This window comes from Leptotrichia hongkongensis (assembly GCF_007990635.1).
Lineage (GTDB): Bacteria > Fusobacteriota > Fusobacteriia > Fusobacteriales > Leptotrichiaceae > Leptotrichia > Leptotrichia hongkongensis.
The window spans coordinates 1,175,976-1,196,351 of record NZ_AP019846.1 but is presented as its reverse complement, the minus strand read 5'-3'; the positions used below and the strand labels follow the sequence as shown (position 1 = coordinate 1,196,351).

Sequence of the window (20,376 nt, the reverse complement as noted above, 5' to 3'; positions counted from 1 at the left end):
AAAACTAGATATAAATTAAAATTCTAGGAAATGGAGGAAATTGGAAAATGAAAAGAAAAACTATAAAAAATATTATTGAAATATCAGGAATTGGACTTCATAAGGGAGAAGAAATAAAATTAACTTTGAAACCTAGTGAAAATAATGATGAAAGAGGAATTATTTTTAAAAGAATAGATGTTAGTGGGAAAAATAATGTTATAAAGGTTGATTATAGAAATTTATTTGATTTGGAAAGAGGAACAAACATCAGGAATGAAGATGATGTGAAAGTTCATACAATTGAGCATTTTTTATCATCACTTTCAATCATAGGAGTAACAGATATTTTAGTTGAAATCTCAGGGAATGAATTACCTATTTTGGATGGAAGTTCAATTGGATTTGTTGAAAAATTGCTAGAAGCTGGAATTGTAGAGCTAAATGAGGAAATAGAGCCTGTTGTGATTACAGAACCTGTTATATTTTCAGATGAAAAGACGGGAAAATATGTGATGGCATTGCCTTATGATGGATTTAAAATATCTTATACGATTGATTTTAATCATAGTTTTTTGAAATCACAGTATTATGAGCTTGAAGTAAATTTAGAAAATTATATAGAAAATATTGCAAAATGTAGAACTTTTGCATTTGATTATGAAATAGATTTTCTTAAAAAGAATAACTTAGCACTAGGAGGAAGTTTGGAAAATGCTGTGGTAGTAGGTGCAGATGGTCCATTAAATCCAGAAGGATTGAGATATTCTGATGAGTTTGTAAGACATAAAATTCTTGATATAATTGGAGATTTATATGTTTTGGGAACGCCTATAAAGGCTCACATTATTGCAATAAAAGCTGGACACTATGTAAATTCGAGATTAACTGAGATGATTGCAAAAAAATATTTATAAAAAACATAAAAAACACTTGTAATTTCGATAAAAATCAAATATAATGTATATGTAAAATTTTATTGAAAATATTGAAATTAAATCAAATAAATTAAAAGCTTTAATAAAAATACTAAAAATTAATGATTTTTAGAATATTTGCTGGTTTGATTTTAAATAGAAATTTTGAAATAAATAAAAATATAAATTGGAGGAATAGAAAATATGGCATCAAATGAAACAATTATGAATATAGAGGATATTATGAAAATATTACCACATAGATATCCATTTTTACTCGTAGACAGAGTTATTGAAAAAAATGGTACAGATTCTTTGGTGGCAATAAAGAATGTTACAATGAATGAAGAGTTTTTCCAAGGACACTTTCCAGGAAAGCCAGTAATGCCGGGAGTTTTACAAATAGAAGCATTGGCACAGGCTGTAGGACTGTTAATGTTGGAACCGGGGAAAATACCTTTATTTATGTCAATTGACAAATGTAAATTTAGAAGAGCGGTTGTTCCAGGAGATCAATTAAGACTGGAAGTAGAAAAAATAAAAGTTAAAAGTAATGTAATAGTTGCACGTGGAAGATGTGTTGTTGACGGTACAGTTGTAAGTGAAGCTGACTTGAAATTTTCAGTACAGGATTTATAATTAGATAATACTCAAACTACTTTAAAATTAGATTTTTTAAATGAAACAAAACTGTTGTTTGGGTAGCATGAAAGTTATTTAGTTCGATTTTTTATAAGTTCTGTTTAATTTTAAAATTCGGATTTTAAGTAATTCAAAATAAAAGAATGAGGTATAATAATTATGAGTTTAAATATACATCCAACGGCAATTGTTGATCCAAATGCTAAACTTGGAGAAAATGTAAAGATAGGTCCTTATTCGATTATAGGGCCAGAAGTAATAATCGGAAATGGAACTATTGTAGAATCGCATGTTGTAATTGAAGGAGAAACGATAATTGGTGAAAATAATTATATTTTTTCTTTTGCTTCAATAGGTAAAGATCCGCAAGATTTGAAGTTTGGTGGAGAAAAAACTAGAGTTGTTATTGGAAATAACAATAAAATTCGTGAATTTGTTACAATTCACCGTGGAACTACTGATAAATATGAAACAAGAATTGGAAATAATACGCTTGTAATGGCCTATGTTCATATTGCTCACGATTGTATAATTGGAGATAACTGTGTACTGGCAAATGCTGCGACTTTTGCTGGACATGTTGAAGTGGAAGACTATGCGGTGGTAGGTGGACTTACTGCTGTGCATCAGTTTACAAGAGTTGGGCGGCACGCCATGATAGGTGGATGTTCGGCTGTAAATCAGGATGTTGTTCCATATATGCTATCTGAAGGGAATAAGGCAAGAGCTGTATATATCAATATTGTAGGACTTCAACGTAGAGGTTTTTCAGAAGAGCAGATAAAAAGGTTAAGAGAGTTGTATAAAATTATATTTAAGAAAAAGTTGAAACTGGAAGAAGCGCTTCAAATTGTTGAACGTGATTACGGACAATACGAAGAAGCACAAAATCTTGTTAATTTTATAAGAAAAAGTAAAAGAGGTATAACAAGATAAAAAATAAAAACTTAAAATGTAAAATTTCTCAAAATAATCTATATTTTATTTTGAGTTAATTTTTTAATATAGATATTTTTTAAGAGGAAAAAGTGATAATGGAAAAAGTAGGTTTGATTGCTGGAAATGGGAAATTACCTGAATTATTTTTGAATCAATGTATTTTGAAAGGGATTGAACCATTTTCAGTTTATCTATTTGAAAGTGTGGAAGAAAGTGTAAAAGAGCATAAAAATTCTGTGAAATACAGCGTTGCTCAAGTTGGGAAAATAATCTCATATTTTAAGAAAAACGGCATAAAGCATTTAATAATGCTTGGAAAAGTTGAAAAAAATTTGATATTTTCAAATTTAAAGTTTGACTTGACAGCAACTAAGATATTATTATCTACAAAAAATAAAAAAGATAAAAATATTTTAAAGGCAATAATTGATTACATTGAATCAGAAAATATCGAAGTTCTGCCTCAAAATTATCTAATGGACGAGTATATTGCAGGAAATGAAACATATACAAAAGTTTTACCAAGTAAAAATGAGGAAAAAACAATAGAAATCGGAATTGAAGCGGCAAGGATGCTTACCGACATTGATGCAGGACAAACAGTTGTTGTAAAAGATGAGTCGGTCATTGCTCTTGAAGGAGTGGAAGGTACTGATAAGGCAATTTTACGTGGTGGAGAACTAGCTGGAAAAAATTGTATTGTAGTGAAAATGGCAAGGCATCATCAGGATTATCGTATAGATATTCCAACAATTGGTCTGGAAACGATAAAAAAAGTTGTAGAAATTAATGGACGTGGTATTGTAATTGAAGCTGATAAAATGCTGTTTATTGATAAAGAGGAAGTTATAAAATTTGCAAACAAAAATAAAATTTTTATAAAAGGAATTAAGATTTAAAAGTTTCTTTGTAAAACTATTTTTTAAAATTAAACTCAAAAAAATTATAAATACTGGTATTTTATTTAGTTTTTATTGTTAAAATCTATTCAAATATCTATATTGTTGTCTGCAAAATATATAAAATAAATGTTTGAAAAATTTGTAAAGCAGTTTTAAGTAAGTAAATTAAAGAATATAAAAAAGGCTAAAAATGATAAATAATAAAAATGATATAATAAAAGAAAAAAACAATGATTTATCAATAGTAAAATCTCAAAAAAAGAAAAAAATCTTTATTTCCTGCGGTGAAATGTCTGGAGATTTACACGCTTCATACATTGTGGAAGAAATGCGAAAAAAAGATAAAAATGTTGAGTTTTTTGGTGTGGTTGGAGATAAATCGATAGAGGCTGGAGTTAAGGCAGTAAATCATATTAAAAATAATGATGTTATGGGATTTGTAGAGGCTTTGAAAAAGTACAGTTATTTTACGGAAAAAGCCCATGAATATTTAGAATTTATCAAAGAAAATGGAATAGAAACTGTTATTTTTGTTGATTTTGGAGGATTTAACCTGAAATTTTTGAGTTATTGAAAAAGAAAATTTTAGAAAAAGAACTGCAGAATTTGAGAATGGTTTATTATATTCCGCCTAAAGTATGGGCTTGGGGGAAAAAACGGATTGAAAAATTAAAGAAATTTGATGATGTTATTGTAATTTTTCCTTTTGAAAAGGCATATTATGATAATACTTTGAAAAAGAATGAATCAAAAGGACTCAAAGTAGAGTATTTTGGTAATCCATTTGTTGACAAATATGAATTTTCTGATAAGCTGGGAGAAAAAATATTGCTTCTTCCAGGAAGCAGACGACAGGAAATTGAGAAATTTTTGCCAGTAATTATGGAACTGGTTAGAAATGAAAAAGTTAAAAATGAGAAATTTTTGATGAAGCTGGCAAGCAAGAATCATATAAAATATATACGTGACTTTGAGAAAAAATACAAAATTGATGTTCATAAAATTCCAAATTTGGAAATAACTTTTGATGAAATAAAAAACATTCGTAAAGATTGTAAATATGCAATAGCGACTTCGGGAACAGTAACTTTTGAAGTATCACTTATGGGACTGCCTGTGATTGTAGTTTACAAAACATCTAAAATTAATGCTTTTATTGCAAGAAAGATAATCAAGATAAAATATATAACGCTTACTAATCTAAATGCAAACAAAGAGATTTTTAAAGAATTGCTACAGGAAGATTTTTCGGTGGAAAAGTTGCTTGAAGAAATGGAAATTACGGAAAAAAATAAGGAAAATGTTGTTTTAGAATTGAAAAAAGAGAGAGAAAAACTAGGTAATTTTGGAGTTTTGGAAAAAATTGCTGATTATTTGTTAGAAAATAGAGATTAACTTTACAAAAAGGAAAAAATATGGAAAAAAAACGTGAAGAACTGTTAAAAGGTTCTATTTTGAAATTATTTGTAAAATATTTCATACCAACACTTATTGGATCTGCGGCAGTTGTTTTGTATAATATTGTTGACAGGTTCTTTGTTGGAAAGATTAGTGAAAAAGCACTTGCTGGTGCGGGAATTGCTTTTTATATTGTTATGCTGATTATTGCCTTTTCAATGTTCATAGGAGTTGGAGCTGGAACTATCATTTCAATTCGGCTTGGACAGGGAAAAAAAGGGGAAGCTAAAAAAATATTGGGAAATGCAGTAACATTATTTACTATTTTAGGACTTGCACTGTATGTACTTTTAATATTGAATATTAACACAGTTTTACGATATTCAGGTGCTAATAATGAGACATTGCCATATGCAAGGGCTTATCTGGAAATAATATTACTAGCAATCTTGCCTTTGTTTTATTCATTTGGATTGACAAATGTGTTAAATGCGGCTGGAGCACCACGAGTTGCGATGTTTTCAATGCTGATTGGTGCAGTTGTAAATATTGCTTTGGATTATGTGGCTGTAATGATTATGCATACTGGAATTGAAGGAACTGCTTATGCAACATTGATTGGAAATGTGTTATCTGCGATATTTGTACTTTGGTTTCTGATTGCCGGGAAATTACCATTTAAAATTGATATGTTTGGATTTAAGCTGGAAGAAGAAAGTATTATTACAATAAAATTTTCAAAAATGAAATTAGATTCAAAAATAATAAAGGATATTTTTTCAATAGGAATGTCACCATTTTTGTTACAAGCTGCAAGTTCAGGAGTAGGACTTGTAACAAATAAAATTGTAGACACTTATGGCGGGACTTACGGTGTAGCAGTTATGACAATTATAAATTCATATTTACCAATTATGACGATGAGTGTTTATTCAGTTTCGCAGGCTGTTCAGCCAATAATTGGATTTAATTATGGTGCCCAAAATTTTACAAGAGTGAAAAAATCATTAATGACAGCTATAAATGCAGGAGTTATATTATCTTTTATATTTTGGGTAATTGTAATGCTTTTACCTAAAGAGCTAATTTTGTTCTTTAATGAAAAAAGTACGCCTGAAGCTTTGAGAGAGGGAGTAAAAGCCATTAGAATATATTTTTCACTTGTAGTAATTTCATCTTTTGGAATAACTGTACCAAACTATTTTCAAGCAACGGGACGTTCAAAATATTCAGTTATATTGAATTTACTAAGACAAGTTGTTATATTTCTGTTAGTTGTCATAATTTTTTCAAATATTTGGAAGTTAGACGGTGTATGGCTTGCACAGCCATTTACTGATTTGCTGTTTTTCTTGATATTGTTAATTTTCTTGTATAAGGAGAAAAAATTTTTTGATAAAATGATAGAAAATCAAAACCATCTACTGGAATATAAGGAAACAGATGAAGATGGAAATAGCGATAAATAATAAAATTTATTGAAATAAAGAGGGATTAAAAATGATTACGATTTTATTAATGGCACTGGCATATATTTTAGGAAGTGTGCCAAATGCACTTTGGATAGGAAAAGTGTTTAAAGGGATAGATATTCGTGAGCATGGGAGCAGGAATACCGGCTCAACAAATGCTGCACGTGTTTTGGGAGCGAAATTAGGTATTTTGACATTAATTTTAGATGTTTCTAAAGGATTAGTTCCAACATTGATAGCAATCTTATTAAAAGTTGATTTTTTTGAAAATTTGACAAAAATTTCAAATTTTGATTATGTACTAGTTGGAATCTGTGCAATTTTAGGTCATGTTTTTTCTATTTTTATGAATTTTAAAGGTGGGAAGGCTGTTGCAACGACACTTGGAGTATTTCTGATTTTAGTGCCAAAAGCGATATTGTTTGCTGCAATTGTATTTTTTGTGGTTTTTGCAATTTCAAAATACGTTTCATTATCTTCTATTTTAGCGGCTATATCACTTCCAATTTTTATATATTTTTTGTATCAGGAAATAATATATATTATTTTAGGAATTTTGATAGCAATCTTAATTGTAGTGAAACATAGAACTAATATCGAAAGATTAAAAAATGGTACAGAATCTAAATTTAGCCTAAAAAAATAAGAAGTAGGAAAGGAAGGGATAATAATGAAAAACATATTAGTCATTGGTGGTGGAAGCTGGGGGACATGTCTTTCAAAATTATTAGTAGAAAATGGACATAAAGTCTATTTATGGGAGCATAATGAAGAAGTAAGAAAAGTAATTCGTGATACAAAGGAAAATCCAAAATTTTTACCCAATATAAAATTACCAGACAGTCTTAATGTTGTGGATGATTATGCAGATGTTCTTGAAAATTCTCAAAAATATGGAAAAATTGACATTCTTTTATTAGCAACTCCTACGCAATTTTTAAGAAACATTTTAAAAAGATTGAAAAATTTCTTAAATTATAATATAATATTGGTAAATGTTGCAAAAGGGCTAGAAATTGCTACTAAAAAAAGAATTTCTGAAATAATAGATGAGGAGCTTGGAAACAAGCCGTATAATTATGTTCTGCTGGCAGGACCGACACACGCTGAAGAAGTGGCTCAAAAATTGCCATCTGCCATACTTTCTGTATCTGAAAATGAAGAAGCTGCCAAAACAGTACAAACTACATTTAGTAATCTTTATTTCAGAGTTTATACAGGAACAGACCTTATGGGTGCTGAACTTGCCGGAGCATTAAAGAACTGTCTTGCAATCGCAGCGGGAATTGCTGATGGAATGGGTTATGGAGATAATACGAAGGCTGCTCTAATAACTCGTGGAATTAATGAAATGTTTGAAATTGCAAAATATTACAAAGCCAATCCTAAAACATTTATGGGATTATCAGGGCTTGGAGATATTATTGTAACTTGTACAAGTAAACACAGTAGAAATAGATTTGTGGGAGAAAAACTGGGACAAGGTGAAAAAATTGAAGATATAGTTTCTCACATGAATATGGTGTCAGAAGGTGCAGAAACAATAAAGGCTCTTTATAAAATTATAAAGGAAAATAACCTGAAAGCACCAATTTTTACAGCACTTTATGAAGTAATATACGATGGGAAGCCAGTTTCAGAATTGGAATCTACATTTATGAGCAGAGATTTAAAATCAGAATTTTCAAATTAAAAAATTATATAAAAAATAAAACTGGAGTGAGGTAATGGAAGATAACAACTTAAACTTAATGTCGTTATATTTAAGTGATATTCAAAAATTTGATTTACTCTCAAAGGAGGAAGAATATGAACTGTTAAAACGAATTAGGGAAGATAATGACGAACAGGCAAGGCAATTGTTAATTTTATCAAATTTAAGACTGGTAATAAGTACAGCTAAAAAATCTCTTGGAAATGGGCTTCCTCTGATTGATTTAATTAGTGAAGGTAATATTGGACTAATAAAGGCTATAAATAAGTTTGATTATGAAAAAGGTCATAGGTTCAGCACATATGCAGTATGGTGGATAAAACAGTCGATAAAAAAGGCTATCATTAATATAGGACGTGATATAAGAATACCATCTTATAAGTACGAGCAATTGTCAAAAGTAAATAGAGTCATAAAAGATTATACTGCCATTCATGGTGAAGCTCCATCGACAGAATATATTGCGAAGGAAGTTGATTTGAAGGAAAGTAAGGTTATCTTGCTTTTAGGTGAATTTCAGGATATAATGTCATTAAATGAAACAATAGGAGATAACATTTATTTGGAAGATATCATTGGGAAAAATGATGATGTTGAGGATAAAATAATAAAAGAAGATCAGCTTATCGAAATGAAAGATTTACTTGAAAAAGTTTTGAATAAGCGTGAAAGAATGATTCTTGAATATCGTTATGGACTGTATGACAACAAGATTCATACATTAAAGGAAATTGGAGAACAAATGGGAATTACTCGTGAAAGAGTTAGACAAATAGAAAAAAAGGCTATAACAAAATTAAAAGAACATTTGGAAGAATATAAGGATATACTGTAAAGGAGAGTTAAGAGTATGTTACATATAATTGTAGATAGAAAATCATTATTAAAAGCTATAACTATAGTTGAAAATGCAGTAACTGAAAATAAGATAAGAGAAGTCCTTTCTGGAATTTATATTGAAACACACGAAGGAAAGGCAATTTTACGTGGAACAGATTTAGAGTTATCTATAAATACTGAAATAGAAGCTCAAATTGAAGAAGAAGGAAAAATTGTTATAAAACACAAATTAATCGAAGAATTTTTGAAACAAATTTCTGATGAAAAATTACATTGATTGAAGAAAACGGAAAATTAGTAATTAAAGCAAGTTCAACAAACACTGAATTTTCTTTATATGATTCAGAAAATTTCCCAGTTCAGTCAAAACTGGAAAATGGAGTTGAATATGTCTTTGAAAAAGAAAAGTTATTAAATGATATTGAAAATGTAAAAATTTCGGCTTCTCCAAACCCAGAAAATCTTGCTGTAAACTGTATTAGAATGGAAATAGAGGAAGACAAGTTAAAACTCATCTCATCTGATACATACAGATTGACATATATTGAGGAAAATTTGGATGATGCTCAGAAAGGGAAGGAAAATCTTAGTTTAAGTATTCCATTAAAAACAATAGATGGATTAATAAAAATTATGAAACTTATTGATGAGGAAAATATTACAGTGAAATCAGATGGTTCAAAAGTATTTTTCCAATTTTCAAATGTAGAAATATTAACTCGTACAATTGATTTACAATTTCCAGATTACAAATCAATTTTAAATAACTCACAACATAATAAAAAAATATTGCTAAATACAAAGGATTTTTTATCGGTGCTAAGAAGAACAGCTATATTTGTTAGGGATAACAAAGAAGCTAAAAATGGCGGAATATTTAATTTTGCCAATAACAAGCTATTGCTTACTGGAACAAGTGAAAATGCACAGATAAAAGAAGAAATTGTAACAATTCAGGAAGGTGGAGATTTAAAGATTTCATTAAACGTAAGATTTTTACTTGATTATATTTCCACAATTGAAGGGAAAGTAACTGTGCTGGAACTGTTAAATAATAAAAGTTCAGTAATTGTAAAAGATGAAGATAATGATAAGTCGCTGTACTTCACAATGCCATTGGCGCTTAGGGAAAGCTAGTTTCTTATTAACTAATGGAGGGTGGATTATGGATAAACAGTTGACTGCAACAGAAAAATTCAGTTGGTTATTAATTTCATTATTACCAGAATTATCTATAATTGTTTATTTAAAATTAAAAATGCAAGATGAAATTTTTAGCAATGTGATAACAGGATTAATTATTTTTGTTGTAATCACAATATTTAATATTCTTATATATATTGTCTTAAAAGTAGCATTAATGACTTACAGTTATTTAAAATTGAAAAAAATAAAAGAGGAAATACCTGATGAAGTGAAACAAAAAGATGTGCGGAATATCTTTTTGATAAAAATACTGTTAATGAATATTGTATTATTTTTTATTTATAATATCTATAGAATATTTGAATATAAGTGCTTTGTTATAAATAAACTAAAAAGAAAGGAGAATATGCAATGCCTATAAAAATACCAAATAACTTGCCGGCTGTAGATATTTTAGCAAAGGAGAACATCTTTGTAATGGATGAAAATAGAGCATTGTCGCAAGATATTCGTCCTTTAAAATTTATAATAATAAATTTAATGCCTACAAAAATAGAAACAGAAACACAATTACTAAGATTACTTAGTAATACCCCTTTACAAATGGAAGTTACATTCTTAAAAATGGCCTCTTATGTTTCAAAGAACGTATCGAAGGAACATATGTCAAATTTTTATAAAACTTTTAAGGATATAAAGAACGATTATTTTGATGGGTTGATTATAACAGGAGCACCAGTAGAAAATTTATCTTTTGAAGAAGTTATTTATTGGAAAGAATTGGCAGAAGTGATGGAATGGAGCAAGACACATGTATATTCAACAATGTGTATCTGTTGGGGAGCACAGGCAGCTCTTTATTATCATTATGGAATAAAGAAATATCCATTAAAAGAAAAACTTTTTGGGATTTACCCTTTGAAAATTGATATTCGTCATACAATGTTGCTGCGTGGATTTGATGAAGTGTTTAATATGCCACAGTCAAGACATACTGAAGTTCGTGCAGAAGATATAAAAAAAGTTGATGAATTGGAAATTATTGCATATTCTAAAGAGGCTGGGATTAGTATTGTCTGTAGTAGAGATAAGCGAAATATTTTTATTATGGGACATCTAGAATATGATAGAATGACACTTGCAAAAGAGTATGAAAGAGATATAAGATTAGGAAAAGATATAAAAATACCATTTAATTATTATCCAGATAATGATGTAAGTAAAAAACCAGTTTTTGTGTGGCGGGCTCATGCAAATTTATTGTTTTCTAATTGGATAAATCATCACGTTTATCAGGGAACACCTTATGATCTTACAACACTGAGAAATACATCTGACTCACAGATTTAATAAAAAATTATATAATAAAAAGCTGTTTAGTAAAGTTTGTTCTAATTTTTTAAAATAAGAGAGGCTTTACAAAACAGCTTTTTCATTTCCAGTTAATTAAATAATAGATTTAATACTAAACTCCGCTTAAATAAAGAAATAAATTTTTAAACAATACTAAAAAAATTAATAAAGTGAAACATTTTCAAGCAAATCTGAATCCATTATATCAAATGGCATAACCCAACCGCCACCATTGGAATCAAGATTAACTTCACGTCCAGTCTTTTCGCCAGCTTTTTTAAAGACTAAATATACAAACTGTGAACAATAGAGTCTTTTATCAAAATTTTTATGGAATGTTAATCCATAAGGTTTTGTTATAGTTTCATTTATTTCTTTGAATAGAACGGATTTAAATTTGTCGTCAATTCCTTTTAATCTAAAAATAGCCACTTTTCTATTTATATTTTGCCAGGCATATATTGGACTTTCACTATAGCCAGCAGAATATGATGGAAACTCAACAATTTTTTTGTGTTCATTTAAGACAGCCGCATGCCCCCACATTGAACGTAAAGTAGGTCTTTTTGATAATATGAGAATATCTCCAGGCTGTAATTTGTCAGCATTCGATATAACTTCCCGTGGAGAGTACCAGATATACTTATCTTCTGGTTTTGTTTTACATATAAGAGCAAGAGTAAATATTAAAAATAATAATAGTCTTTTTATATTTTCTTTTAAACAAATATTCATAAATTATAATCATTCCTTTCTATGTAATCAAATCTATACATTTAAAATTCTTTAAAACATGACTAAAATAATCCTGTAATTTAAAATAATATTCATGTCTAGTAATTAGCCTAATAGAAATTAATTTTCGTAAAAAAGGCTTATTTTAAAGATAGCTTACCTATATTATATAAAAAAAAAGAGAATTAGTCCAGTCTATTTTTTCAATAAAAAATATTTTTACATGATTTATTTATTGTAACAAAAAAATTAATTTTTTTTGAAAAAAATGTAAAAAATTGCTTGTATTTTTTCTAAGTTTATGATTTAATTAAAGCAGGGAAGTTAAATAAAATTATAATATTTTTAGAATAGGAGGAATGAATGCAAACTAATCCAGCTTTAGCTGAACGAAAGCAAAGGATTGATTCCAATATGTCCAAAATTAAGCATAAAATAGTAGTGATGAGTGGAAAGGGTGGAGTTGGAAAAACAACGACTGCTGTCAACTTAGCTTATGGATTATCATTACGAGGATATAAAGTTGGTATTCTAGATGCTGATTTACATGGACCCAATATTCCTATTATGTTCGGAAAAGAAGGAGTAAAGCTTTCAAAAATTTCTGAACCATTGGAAGTAATGGAGAATTTACATATATCGTCATTAAGTTTTTTTGTACCCGATAATTCTCCAGTTGTGTGGAAAGGTCCGCAAAAAATTACAGCGATAATGGAAATGCTGGAAGGAATTAAATGGGGAGAAATCGATTTTTTAATAGTTGATTTACCGCCTGGAACTGGTGATGAAACATTAGGGATTGCACAAAATATAGGGACAGACTCAAAAGCAATCATTGTTACAACACCACAAAAAGTTTCTTTGCTGGATTCTACAAGAGCAATAAATTTTGCAAAATTGATTAACTTGAATGTACTCGGTGTAATCGAAAATATGAGTGGTTTTATTTGCCCTGACTGTCAAAAGGAAGTGAATATCTTTAAAAAAGGCGGAGCCGAAAAAATGGCACAAGAGAAAAAAACAGACTTTCTAGGCTCAATACCATTAGATAGAAATATTGTGGAATCTAGTGATAATGGGTTACCATTTATTTCAAACGATTCTTTAGCGTCAAGAAAAATGAACGATATAATTACTAAAGTAATTAAAAAATTGGAACAAGAAGATGAAAAGTAAGAAAATAAATGTGAAAGGAGAAGTATTTTAAATATATTGTCATATTTCAATATATTTATTATGCGATAAAAAAATGAAAGTATTAGTATTTAATAAAAATGAAAAAACCAGAATGGTTGTAGGACAATTATTAAAAGAATTAAGTTTTAATGTCATATTGGCAGAAAATGAGGAACAAATGTTGGATGCCTTGAAGACAGAATCTCTTGATATTTCTTTTTTAGATATTACCTCAATTGAAGATTTTCCATTAGCAATAGAAAGAATAATAAGATATAAAAGACAAAGTTATATTCTAATGGCAATCGAACAAGATGACAGATACGCAAAAACAGAGGCCCTGTTAAAAGGAATAGATGACTACATATATAATGATTTCAGACTGGAAGAACTTTCAGCAAAATTCAGGGCAATAGTAAGAATCCTTAATAAACGTCTTACTGAAGATGAAATGGGAATATTAACAGCTTATGACTTGACATTAAATCCTGCAAACAGGGAAGTTAAACGTGATGGAAAAGAAATAGAATTGACAAATAAAGAGTTTCTATTACTGGAATATTTCCTTAGAAATAAAAATAGAGTGCTTACAAGAACAATGATTTCTGAAAAAATATGGGATATAGACTTTGTTTCAGAAAGTAATATTGTAGATGTGTATGTTAATTTTTTAAGATCAAAAATAGATAAAGGACACGAACAGAAGATTATTAAGACTGTAAGAAGTGTAGGATATATCATAAAAGAATAGTTATTTTAAATTGAATTTGTAAATTATTCTATTTTAATCTTTAAATTACTGAGTTTATTAAATAATTTTGAAAAAAATTATAAATTCTCAGTTTACATAAAATAGTGAAAAAATTAATTAACTAGTTCATAATTGTAATAATAACAAATTCATAAAAAATATAAATTTTTATTGATTTTATAAAAATAATGTGCTAAAATGTATCATAAAAATAGATTAGGAGTGATAAAAATGTTTAAACAAATAGAATTAACTTACAATTTTGACGCATTAGAGCCAAATATTGATGCAAAAACTATGGAAATACATTATGGAAAGCACCATGCAGCGTATACTAATAATTTAAATGATACATTGAAAAATAATGCACCACAATTTTTGGAAAAACCAATTGAGGAAATCTTAGCAAATTTAGATGTATTACCAGAAGAAATAAGAGGAGCTGTTAGAAATAATGGAGGTGGATATTATAACCATAACCTTTATTTTGAAATAATGGCACCTAATGCAGGTGGAGCACCTACTGGAGAATTAGCAGAAAAAATTAATGAAGCATTTGGAAGTTTTGAAGCATTTAAAGAAAAATTTGCACAAGCTGCAGCAACTAGATTTGGATCAGGATGGGCTTGGCTTGTTGTAAATAAAGATGGAAAATTAAAAGTAACTTCAACTGCAAATCAAGACAATCCATTAATGCCAGGAGCAACTCCTTGCGGATGTTCACAAGGAACTCCAATCTTAGGAATAGATGTATGGGAACATGCATATTATCTAAATTATCAAAATAGACGTCCAGATTATATTTCAGCATTTTTCAATGTTATAAACTGGGATGAAGTATCTAAAAAATACGAAGCTTTAAAATAAGCTAAAGTAATAAGTAAAGTTATAGATTGAATTGGAAATGTTGGTTATAATAATTCTAGTTCAATCTTTTTCTTATCTAAAAACCTTAAATAACAATAATTCTAATAAAAAAAGAGAGTAAGATTAAGTTATAGATTAGGCAATTTACTAATTTTTACTTTAATTTTTAAATCTCTTGACTATAATTTGGACAAGAGATATTTGTTTATAAAAGTTGACTGAAATTATTTAATCTGCTATACTTAACAAGGATAGATAAATATTAAAATAAAATTTTAAATAGGAGGAGATAATTATGGAAAGAGTAACAAAAGATATGAATATAATGGAAGCAGTTGAAAAATATCCAATTATTGCACAAGTACTTATGAGATATGGACTTGGATGTGTTGGGTGTATTATTTCAAGTGCAGAAACTTTGGGAGAAGGAATCGCTGTTCATGGATTAAATCCAGATATGATTATTGAAGAAGTAAATATGGTTCTTGAAAAACAAGAAGGATAACGAAGGTAAATAAAAATAGGTAATATATTAGTAAAAATACTATAAATTACCTATTTTTTTATTCTGTACTAAATTTTAAATTTTTTATTAAACTAATCTAATCAATTAAATTTGAAAAAATTTCTAATCTTTTACTTTAACATTAAAGAAATTTTCGTATAAAATTATATTATTAATATAAAACCATAAATAATATTTGTTAACAAAATTATTCCAACTAAAAATCTATTTATAAATTTAAAAATACTTTGGCTTCCAAAAGTGAAACTTAATGCTAGATTCAAAAGTGAATAAAATAAAAGCACTGTTGAAAAATTTGTTAAAAATAAAAATTTTTGAGTTTTTAATAACATTAAGGCTGGAGGTAATAAGTAACGGAATGAAGTAAAAAAGCTATATAATAATATCGTTAGTACTTCAAAAAGTAGTACAAGTACGGTTATTCTTTCTGCAAATTGCACTCGCTTCCCGTTTAGGAATAACAGAGATACAAGTGAATAAATTCGTACAAAAAGTAATAGTAATGTTAAAAATGTAAAGGCATTTATCATATCTAATTCTCCATATTTCATAGTTTTTATACATTTTATCATATTTAAGATAAATTCTCAAGATAAAATGAAAGAGTTAACTTTAGTTATTTTGTAATGTATTATAAATGTCATTAAAATCAAACTAAAAAACTATAATAAATGTTGTTCTCTTGCCATTTTTTCAAGTTCTCTTATTCTATCATCAGTAGAAGGGTGTGTGCTAAATAAATTTTTAAGATTTCCAAGGCCTGAAAATGGATTTATTATGAACATATGGGCTGTTGTAGGATCTTGTCTATTCATGGCGATATTGTGACTGTAACTCTCCAATTTTTGCAGTGCGTTACGTAAATATAATGGATTTCCTGAATATTCAGCTCCAGCTCTGTCTGCCATGTATTCTCTTTTTCTTGAAATAGACATTTGAATTATAGAAGCTGCTATTGGAGCTAAAAAAGAAAGAAGCATTGCAGTTCCAACATTATTTCTTCTTCTATTCCCATCTCTATTATTTCCGCTTGAAACATAAGGTAAAAATCTTGCAATATTGGCAATAGCTCCGGCAAAAGTGGCAGCAATTGTACTAACCAAAATATCACGATGCTTTATATGACCTAATTCGTGAGCCATAACTCCAGCCAGTTCATTGTCATCCATCATTTCTAGTAATCCAGCAGTACAGGCAACTGCGGCATTTTGAGGATTTCTTCCGGTTGCAAAGGCGTTTGGCTGACGTTCTGGAATTATATAAATTTTTGGCATTGGTAAATTGGCGTTTTTAGCTAATCTTTGTATCAATTGATACAATCTTGGATTATTTTCAGGAGTAACTTCCTGTCCATTATAAGCTCTTATAACCATTTTATCACTAAACCAGTAGCTATAAAAACTCATTCCCCCAGCAATCAGAAGTCCAATCAATGCCCCTTGCTGATTTCCCAATATACCACCAATTGCTACAAAGAGAAAAACTAATCCAAACATTAAAAAACCTGTTTTCATAGTATTTATAAACATAAGTATCTTTTTTCCTTTCTTTTAATTTATGCAAAAGTATTATATTATAAATTAATATTTTTTTCAATAATTATATTTATTTTATAAATATTTAATACAAATGGTGTATTTAAACAACGAATATATTAAAATTTTTTTCAACAAAGAATTAAAAATTAGTATTTCCAAATAATTGAAATATAATTTTTTTATCTTAATAAACTGGGGAAGTTTTTATTTGTCAGGATAAATCTTTCATGCAAGATAAGAATTTACGGCAATGAGCAATCCTGCAAAAAATAGTAAAACAGAAATTGTATTAGGGTTAAATATACAATTCAAAAATTTATAAAACATTTATTACTTAATCCAGGATTCATAGTATAAGAATAGAGTAAATTAAAGGTGTCAAATAAAAACTTTATAATAAAAAAATTTATATTCTCGCTATTTACATTTTCTAGATTTATGATATAATATGAGAAAATTTTAGATAGAGAAAAGAAAAATGGATATTGAAAGGGGAAATAATTTAAAAATGAGTGATAAAAATCAGACATTTGCTAGGTTTTCTATGATGGTTGGGGAAGAAGGGATTGAGAAATTGGGAAAATCTAGAGTTATAATTTTTGGAGTTGGCGGGGTTGGCTCTTATACTGTGGAGGCTTTGGTACGTGCAGGAGTTGGGCAAATTACTATGGTTGATTTTGATGAGATTTCGGAGTCGAATATTAATAGACAGCTGCATTCGCTTAGAAGCACAATCGGTAAGTCTAAGATTGATGTTATGAAAGACAGAATTTTGGACATTAATCCAGATTGTAAGGTTGAACTTGTAAAAAGATTAGTTTATGACGATGTAGATGAAGTTTTGGGAAATAACAAATATGATTTTGTTGTGGATGCTATCGATGTCATCGGGAGTAAAATTAATCTGATTGAATATTGTGTGAAAAATAACATAAATATTATTTCTTCAATGGGATTTGGGAACAAGATGCACCCTGAAATGATAGAAATTGCAAAAATAAAAAATACCTCTGTTTGTCCAATGGCAAGAACTATCAGAAGTATTTTGAAAAAGAAAGGGATTATAAATGTTCCAGTTGCATTTTCAAAAGAAATACCTGTACATCCAAATAAGTCAGAACTATTTAAGGAAGAAATGCCAACTGAATTTAGGGAAAATAATAAAATTCCGAGAAAAACTACGCCTGGAAGTAATTCGTTTGTCCCAGGAGCAGCTGGTCTTGTACTAGCTTCTTATGTAGTGAGAAAGTTATTGGAGTGGGATTAAATATAGGTAATGTTAAATATCTTAATTATTTAAATTATTTAACAACTTAGTTTTAATATTATAACTTTTAAAATAAATTATTAAGCAAGTTTGTACCTCTTAATAAATGTTTGAAAACAATTGAAATAGAAAAAGGAGTGAAATTGATTGGAAGAAAGAAAAGAAGCTGTATTAACAGTAAATGAAGAAAAAAAAATGAAGAAAAATGATTCTCCTAAATGGGAATCAGATAGCAAGAACCTATTGGTTAAAATATTAATTGTAATTGGATTGATTTTATGTATTTTTGGAATAATGGATAAAATCTTTGAACATACGATTTTTAACTTTTTTAAAAATTTAACAATGCCGTACTTGGAAAAAACTTATGAAGAATCTAAAAAGATGTTTTTAACATTGTCGCTTTTGAAAGGAACTACGGATATTATTGAAGGTAGTACGGTTAATGTCAGTATGATTGTCGGAATGGAAATTGAGATTGGAGACATTATTCAGCCTATTTACGATATGATAAATATTTTATGGAAAGTGTCACTTGCGAGCGTTGTTATACTGAAGCTGGAAACTATTTATTATGAAATTTTTAAAGTAAAATTAGCTACAATTTTGACGTTTATTTCATTAATCACAATTTTTCCATATACTATTTATAAAAACAAAGTTACAAGAATTTTTAGAAAGATTTCTAAATATTCGTTTTTCATATTACTTTATATTTACATAGTTTTACCAAGTGCGATATTTGTAAACTCGACAATTTCGAGCTATTTTGAAAAAGAATATAAAGAGCCTGCAATTGTTGAGCTAAATCAGGATTTAGGAAAGCTAAATAAAGTGAAAGACGAAATGCTTTCATTAGATCAATCAAAGAGTATTTTTAATATTCCAGGACAAATTGACAGTGCAAAAGTCAAGATTGATAATTTCTCAAAAGAAATAAATGTTATATCAAAAGACTTAGTTGAAAATACGCCAGTTATTATTGGAATAATTTTATTGACATCAATTGTATTGCCGTTATTAATAGCGATTTTGCTTTATGTAGTGACAAAGTCAATTGTTTTTGAGAAGATTGGTGGAGGTAGAAAGAATTGAAAGGAAATGCAATATTAAAAATTTTGATTGCACTTTTGTAGTAAAAAGGGTATAATTTAATTATTAAATAGTAGTTAAGGAGATGGTAATATGGAAAAAATAATAAATGTTGCTCAGTATATTTTCAATGAATATAAAAGAGTAACAGAAGAAATTATTGATGAAATGAAATTGCAAAAATTATTATATTTTTCACAGAGAGAAACATTTGCTATTTTAAATCAGCCTCTTTTTAACGAAGTATTTGAGGGGTGGAAGTATGGACCTGTTTCTAGGGAGGTTAGAACAGTTTTTACTGAAGATGGTATAAATGCACAAACAGAAGATATAAAAAGCGAAAGTAAATACATAATAAATAACATAATTCAAGAATACGGGGCATTAGCCTCGTGGAAATTAAGTGCATTGACACATAAAGAAACTTCATGGCTTAACTCACGAAAAGGACTTAAAAAGGAAGAAAATGGAAATGTGAAAATTAAAATGGAAGATATAAGAGAAGATGCAAAAAAAGTAAGACCTTATGATTATATGTGGGATATGTATTATGATGAATTTGAAGATTATAAAGTGATGGTTTAATGATAGGTAAAATAGTCAAATGTTTAACCCAATATTATGATATGAGATTACAAAGAAATTCCATTAAATCAAGACCTGCATTAGTACTAAAAAGTCCTGTTAATGATGATTATGTAGTCCTTCCTATCTCAAGTATTTCAAATAGAGCAAACGTAAATCCGATATACGATATAGAAATAGATCCAGTAAAATTTCCTAAAATAAATTTGACAAGATTGTCCTATGTTAGAACACACAGAATAGTTTCAATACCAAGACAGCAAATAGATACAAGTGTTATAATAGGAGATTTGAAATTAGATTACGAAGAGCCATTTTTAGAAATAGTGGAAAAAGTGGAGCAATTTCACAATGAAATTATGGAAGGACTTTTAGAATAGTGAAAGTATTTTAAGAATAAGAATCACAGTTATTAAGTTAGCTGTGATTTTTTTGTTGATTTATTTAAAATAACTTTACTAAAGTTAATAATTTTATAAATTTTTGTAGATATGGACAAAAAGTGTCCAACTTATTATGATATAATTCATTATAAAT

22 protein-coding genes and 1 pseudogene are annotated in these 20,376 nt (G+C 28.3%); 21 read left to right on the top strand and 2 right to left on the bottom strand.

Annotated elements, in window-relative coordinates:
• Window positions 1–47 precede the first annotated feature (47 nt).
• From lpxC to metA, 13 genes and pseudogenes are all read left to right on the top strand, one after another.
• Window positions 48–896 carry a UDP-3-O-acyl-N-acetylglucosamine deacetylase gene (gene lpxC / locus FVE75_RS05705; protein WP_147005622.1) on the top strand — a complete coding sequence of 283 codons (849 nt, stop codon included), beginning with the start codon at window positions 48–50 and terminating at the stop codon, window positions 894–896.
• A 204-nt stretch (window positions 897–1,100) separates the two neighbouring features.
• Window positions 1,101–1,535: a 3-hydroxyacyl-ACP dehydratase FabZ gene (fabZ, locus tag FVE75_RS05700; RefSeq protein WP_006804216.1), complete on the top strand. Its 435-nt coding sequence runs from the start codon at window positions 1,101–1,103 to the stop codon at window positions 1,533–1,535.
• A 162-nt stretch (window positions 1,536–1,697) separates the two neighbouring features.
• Window positions 1,698–2,474 carry an acyl-ACP--UDP-N-acetylglucosamine O-acyltransferase gene (lpxA, locus tag FVE75_RS05695; protein ID WP_147005621.1) on the top strand — a complete coding sequence of 259 codons (777 nt, stop codon included), beginning with the start codon at window positions 1,698–1,700 and terminating at the stop codon, window positions 2,472–2,474.
• Window positions 2,475–2,572: 98 nt separating this feature from the next.
• Window positions 2,573–3,376, top strand: a complete 804-nt coding sequence (locus FVE75_RS05690; RefSeq protein WP_147005620.1) for an LpxI family protein — start codon at window positions 2,573–2,575, stop codon at window positions 3,374–3,376.
• A gap of 292 nt (window positions 3,377–3,668) precedes the next feature.
• A pseudogene (locus tag FVE75_RS05685) lies at window positions 3,669–4,774 on the top strand (lipid-A-disaccharide synthase).
• Window positions 4,775–4,794: 20 nt separating this feature from the next.
• On the top strand, window positions 4,795–6,246 hold the full coding sequence (locus FVE75_RS05680) for an MATE family efflux transporter (protein ID WP_147005619.1): 1,452 nt from the start codon (window positions 4,795–4,797) through the stop codon (window positions 6,244–6,246).
• Window positions 6,247–6,277: 31 nt separating this feature from the next.
• On the top strand, window positions 6,278–6,895 hold the full coding sequence (gene plsY, locus FVE75_RS05675; protein ID WP_147005618.1) for a glycerol-3-phosphate 1-O-acyltransferase PlsY: 618 nt from the start codon (window positions 6,278–6,280) through the stop codon (window positions 6,893–6,895).
• A gap of 24 nt (window positions 6,896–6,919) precedes the next feature.
• Window positions 6,920–7,942: an NAD(P)H-dependent glycerol-3-phosphate dehydrogenase gene (locus tag FVE75_RS05670; RefSeq protein ID WP_147005617.1), complete on the top strand. Its 1,023-nt coding sequence runs from the start codon at window positions 6,920–6,922 to the stop codon at window positions 7,940–7,942.
• A gap of 34 nt (window positions 7,943–7,976) precedes the next feature.
• Window positions 7,977–8,798 (top strand): sigma-70 family RNA polymerase sigma factor, encoded by an 822-nt coding sequence (locus tag FVE75_RS05665; protein ID WP_147005616.1) that lies wholly within the window; start codon window positions 7,977–7,979, stop codon window positions 8,796–8,798.
• A 15-nt stretch (window positions 8,799–8,813) separates the two neighbouring features.
• Window positions 8,814–9,080 (top strand): DNA polymerase III subunit beta family protein, encoded by a 267-nt coding sequence (locus tag FVE75_RS11400; protein WP_232052460.1) that lies wholly within the window; start codon window positions 8,814–8,816, stop codon window positions 9,078–9,080.
• The gene (locus tag FVE75_RS05660) at window positions 9,077–9,940 is read left to right on the top strand and encodes a DNA polymerase III subunit beta (RefSeq protein WP_232052459.1); all 864 of its coding nucleotides are present in this window, start codon (window positions 9,077–9,079) and stop codon (window positions 9,938–9,940) included. The genes FVE75_RS11400 and FVE75_RS05660 overlap by 4 nt, the downstream gene beginning before the upstream one ends.
• A gap of 28 nt (window positions 9,941–9,968) precedes the next feature.
• The gene (locus FVE75_RS05655) at window positions 9,969–10,370 is read left to right on the top strand and encodes a hypothetical protein (RefSeq protein ID WP_147005615.1); all 402 of its coding nucleotides are present in this window, start codon (window positions 9,969–9,971) and stop codon (window positions 10,368–10,370) included.
• Window positions 10,361–11,299: a homoserine O-acetyltransferase MetA gene (gene metA / locus FVE75_RS05650; RefSeq protein WP_147005614.1), complete on the top strand. Its 939-nt coding sequence runs from the start codon at window positions 10,361–10,363 to the stop codon at window positions 11,297–11,299. Before FVE75_RS05655 ends, metA begins: the two co-directional genes overlap by 10 nt.
• 165 nt (window positions 11,300–11,464) lie before the next feature.
• Here metA and FVE75_RS05645 read toward each other — a convergent pair whose 3' ends face one another.
• Window positions 11,465–12,037: a YiiX/YebB-like N1pC/P60 family cysteine hydrolase gene (locus tag FVE75_RS05645; RefSeq protein ID WP_147005613.1), complete on the bottom strand. Its 573-nt coding sequence runs from the start codon at window positions 12,035–12,037 to the stop codon at window positions 11,465–11,467.
• A 363-nt stretch (window positions 12,038–12,400) separates the two neighbouring features.
• Here FVE75_RS05645 and FVE75_RS05640 point away from each other — a divergent pair, with 363 nt between their 5' ends.
• The 4 genes from FVE75_RS05640 (at window position 12,401) to FVE75_RS05625 (ending at window position 15,336) form a co-directional block, all read left to right on the top strand.
• Window positions 12,401–13,213: an Mrp/NBP35 family ATP-binding protein gene (locus tag FVE75_RS05640; RefSeq protein ID WP_147005612.1), complete on the top strand. Its 813-nt coding sequence runs from the start codon at window positions 12,401–12,403 to the stop codon at window positions 13,211–13,213.
• A 73-nt stretch (window positions 13,214–13,286) separates the two neighbouring features.
• Complete coding sequence (locus FVE75_RS05635) at window positions 13,287–13,964, top strand: response regulator transcription factor (protein WP_147005611.1); 678 nt, start codon at window positions 13,287–13,289, stop codon at window positions 13,962–13,964.
• Window positions 13,965–14,195: 231 nt separating this feature from the next.
• On the top strand, window positions 14,196–14,831 hold the full coding sequence (locus tag FVE75_RS05630) for a superoxide dismutase (RefSeq protein ID WP_147005610.1): 636 nt from the start codon (window positions 14,196–14,198) through the stop codon (window positions 14,829–14,831).
• A gap of 295 nt (window positions 14,832–15,126) precedes the next feature.
• The gene (locus tag FVE75_RS05625) at window positions 15,127–15,336 is read left to right on the top strand and encodes a DUF1858 domain-containing protein (protein ID WP_021744967.1); all 210 of its coding nucleotides are present in this window, start codon (window positions 15,127–15,129) and stop codon (window positions 15,334–15,336) included.
• A 683-nt stretch (window positions 15,337–16,019) separates the two neighbouring features.
• Here the strand turns inward: FVE75_RS05625 and htpX are convergent.
• Complete coding sequence (gene htpX, locus FVE75_RS05615) at window positions 16,020–16,886, bottom strand: zinc metalloprotease HtpX (RefSeq protein WP_147005609.1); 867 nt, start codon at window positions 16,884–16,886, stop codon at window positions 16,020–16,022.
• Window positions 16,887–17,403: 517 nt separating this feature from the next.
• On the opposite strand from htpX, the gene FVE75_RS05610 reads away from it, so the two are divergent.
• The 4 genes from FVE75_RS05610 (at window position 17,404) to FVE75_RS05595 (ending at window position 20,219) form a co-directional block, all read left to right on the top strand.
• The gene (locus FVE75_RS05610) at window positions 17,404–18,162 is read left to right on the top strand and encodes a tRNA threonylcarbamoyladenosine dehydratase (RefSeq protein ID WP_147006452.1); all 759 of its coding nucleotides are present in this window, start codon (window positions 17,404–17,406) and stop codon (window positions 18,160–18,162) included.
• A gap of 147 nt (window positions 18,163–18,309) precedes the next feature.
• On the top strand, window positions 18,310–19,257 hold the full coding sequence (locus tag FVE75_RS05605; RefSeq protein WP_232052458.1) for a hypothetical protein: 948 nt from the start codon (window positions 18,310–18,312) through the stop codon (window positions 19,255–19,257).
• 90 nt (window positions 19,258–19,347) lie between these two features.
• Entirely contained in the window at window positions 19,348–19,839 is a 492-nt protein-coding gene (locus tag FVE75_RS05600; RefSeq protein WP_147005608.1) for a Panacea domain-containing protein, read from the top strand.
• Entirely contained in the window at window positions 19,839–20,219 is a 381-nt protein-coding gene (locus FVE75_RS05595; protein ID WP_147005607.1) for a type II toxin-antitoxin system PemK/MazF family toxin, read from the top strand. Before FVE75_RS05600 ends, FVE75_RS05595 begins: the two co-directional genes overlap by 1 nt.
• Window positions 20,220–20,376 lie beyond the last annotated feature (157 nt).

Bases quoted from the DNA above. Each gene is read 5' to 3' on its own strand.
- FVE75_RS05670 (WP_147005617.1), top strand. From the start codon at position 6,920: ATGAAAAACATATTAGTCATTGGTGGTGGAAGCTGGGGGACATGTCTT.
- lpxA (WP_147005621.1), top strand. From the start codon at position 1,698: ATGAGTTTAAATATACATCCAACGGCAATTGTTGATCCAAATGCTAAA.
- fabZ (WP_006804216.1), top strand. From the start codon at position 1,101: ATGGCATCAAATGAAACAATTATGAATATAGAGGATATTATGAAAATA.
- FVE75_RS05625 (WP_021744967.1), top strand. From the start codon at position 15,127: ATGGAAAGAGTAACAAAAGATATGAATATAATGGAAGCAGTTGAAAAA.
- FVE75_RS05680 (WP_147005619.1), top strand. From the start codon at position 4,795: ATGGAAAAAAAACGTGAAGAACTGTTAAAAGGTTCTATTTTGAAATTA.
- metA (WP_147005614.1), top strand. From the start codon at position 10,361: ATGCCTATAAAAATACCAAATAACTTGCCGGCTGTAGATATTTTAGCA.
- FVE75_RS05665 (WP_147005616.1), top strand. From the start codon at position 7,977: ATGGAAGATAACAACTTAAACTTAATGTCGTTATATTTAAGTGATATT.
- lpxC (WP_147005622.1), top strand. From the start codon at position 48: ATGAAAAGAAAAACTATAAAAAATATTATTGAAATATCAGGAATTGGA.
- FVE75_RS05690 (WP_147005620.1), top strand. From the start codon at position 2,573: ATGGAAAAAGTAGGTTTGATTGCTGGAAATGGGAAATTACCTGAATTA.
- FVE75_RS05610 (WP_147006452.1), top strand. From the start codon at position 17,404: ATGAGTGATAAAAATCAGACATTTGCTAGGTTTTCTATGATGGTTGGG.
- FVE75_RS05635 (WP_147005611.1), top strand. From the start codon at position 13,287: ATGAAAGTATTAGTATTTAATAAAAATGAAAAAACCAGAATGGTTGTA.
- FVE75_RS05640 (WP_147005612.1), top strand. From the start codon at position 12,401: ATGCAAACTAATCCAGCTTTAGCTGAACGAAAGCAAAGGATTGATTCC.
- FVE75_RS05645 (WP_147005613.1), bottom strand. From the start codon at position 12,037: ATGAATATTTGTTTAAAAGAAAATATAAAAAGACTATTATTATTTTTA.
- FVE75_RS11400 (WP_232052460.1), top strand. From the start codon at position 8,814: ATGTTACATATAATTGTAGATAGAAAATCATTATTAAAAGCTATAACT.
- FVE75_RS05600 (WP_147005608.1), top strand. From the start codon at position 19,348: ATGGAAAAAATAATAAATGTTGCTCAGTATATTTTCAATGAATATAAA.
- FVE75_RS05630 (WP_147005610.1), top strand. From the start codon at position 14,196: ATGTTTAAACAAATAGAATTAACTTACAATTTTGACGCATTAGAGCCA.
- FVE75_RS05655 (WP_147005615.1), top strand. From the start codon at position 9,969: ATGGATAAACAGTTGACTGCAACAGAAAAATTCAGTTGGTTATTAATT.
- plsY (WP_147005618.1), top strand. From the start codon at position 6,278: ATGATTACGATTTTATTAATGGCACTGGCATATATTTTAGGAAGTGTG.
- FVE75_RS05595 (WP_147005607.1), top strand. From the start codon at position 19,839: ATGATAGGTAAAATAGTCAAATGTTTAACCCAATATTATGATATGAGA.
- htpX (WP_147005609.1), bottom strand. From the start codon at position 16,886: ATGTTTATAAATACTATGAAAACAGGTTTTTTAATGTTTGGATTAGTT.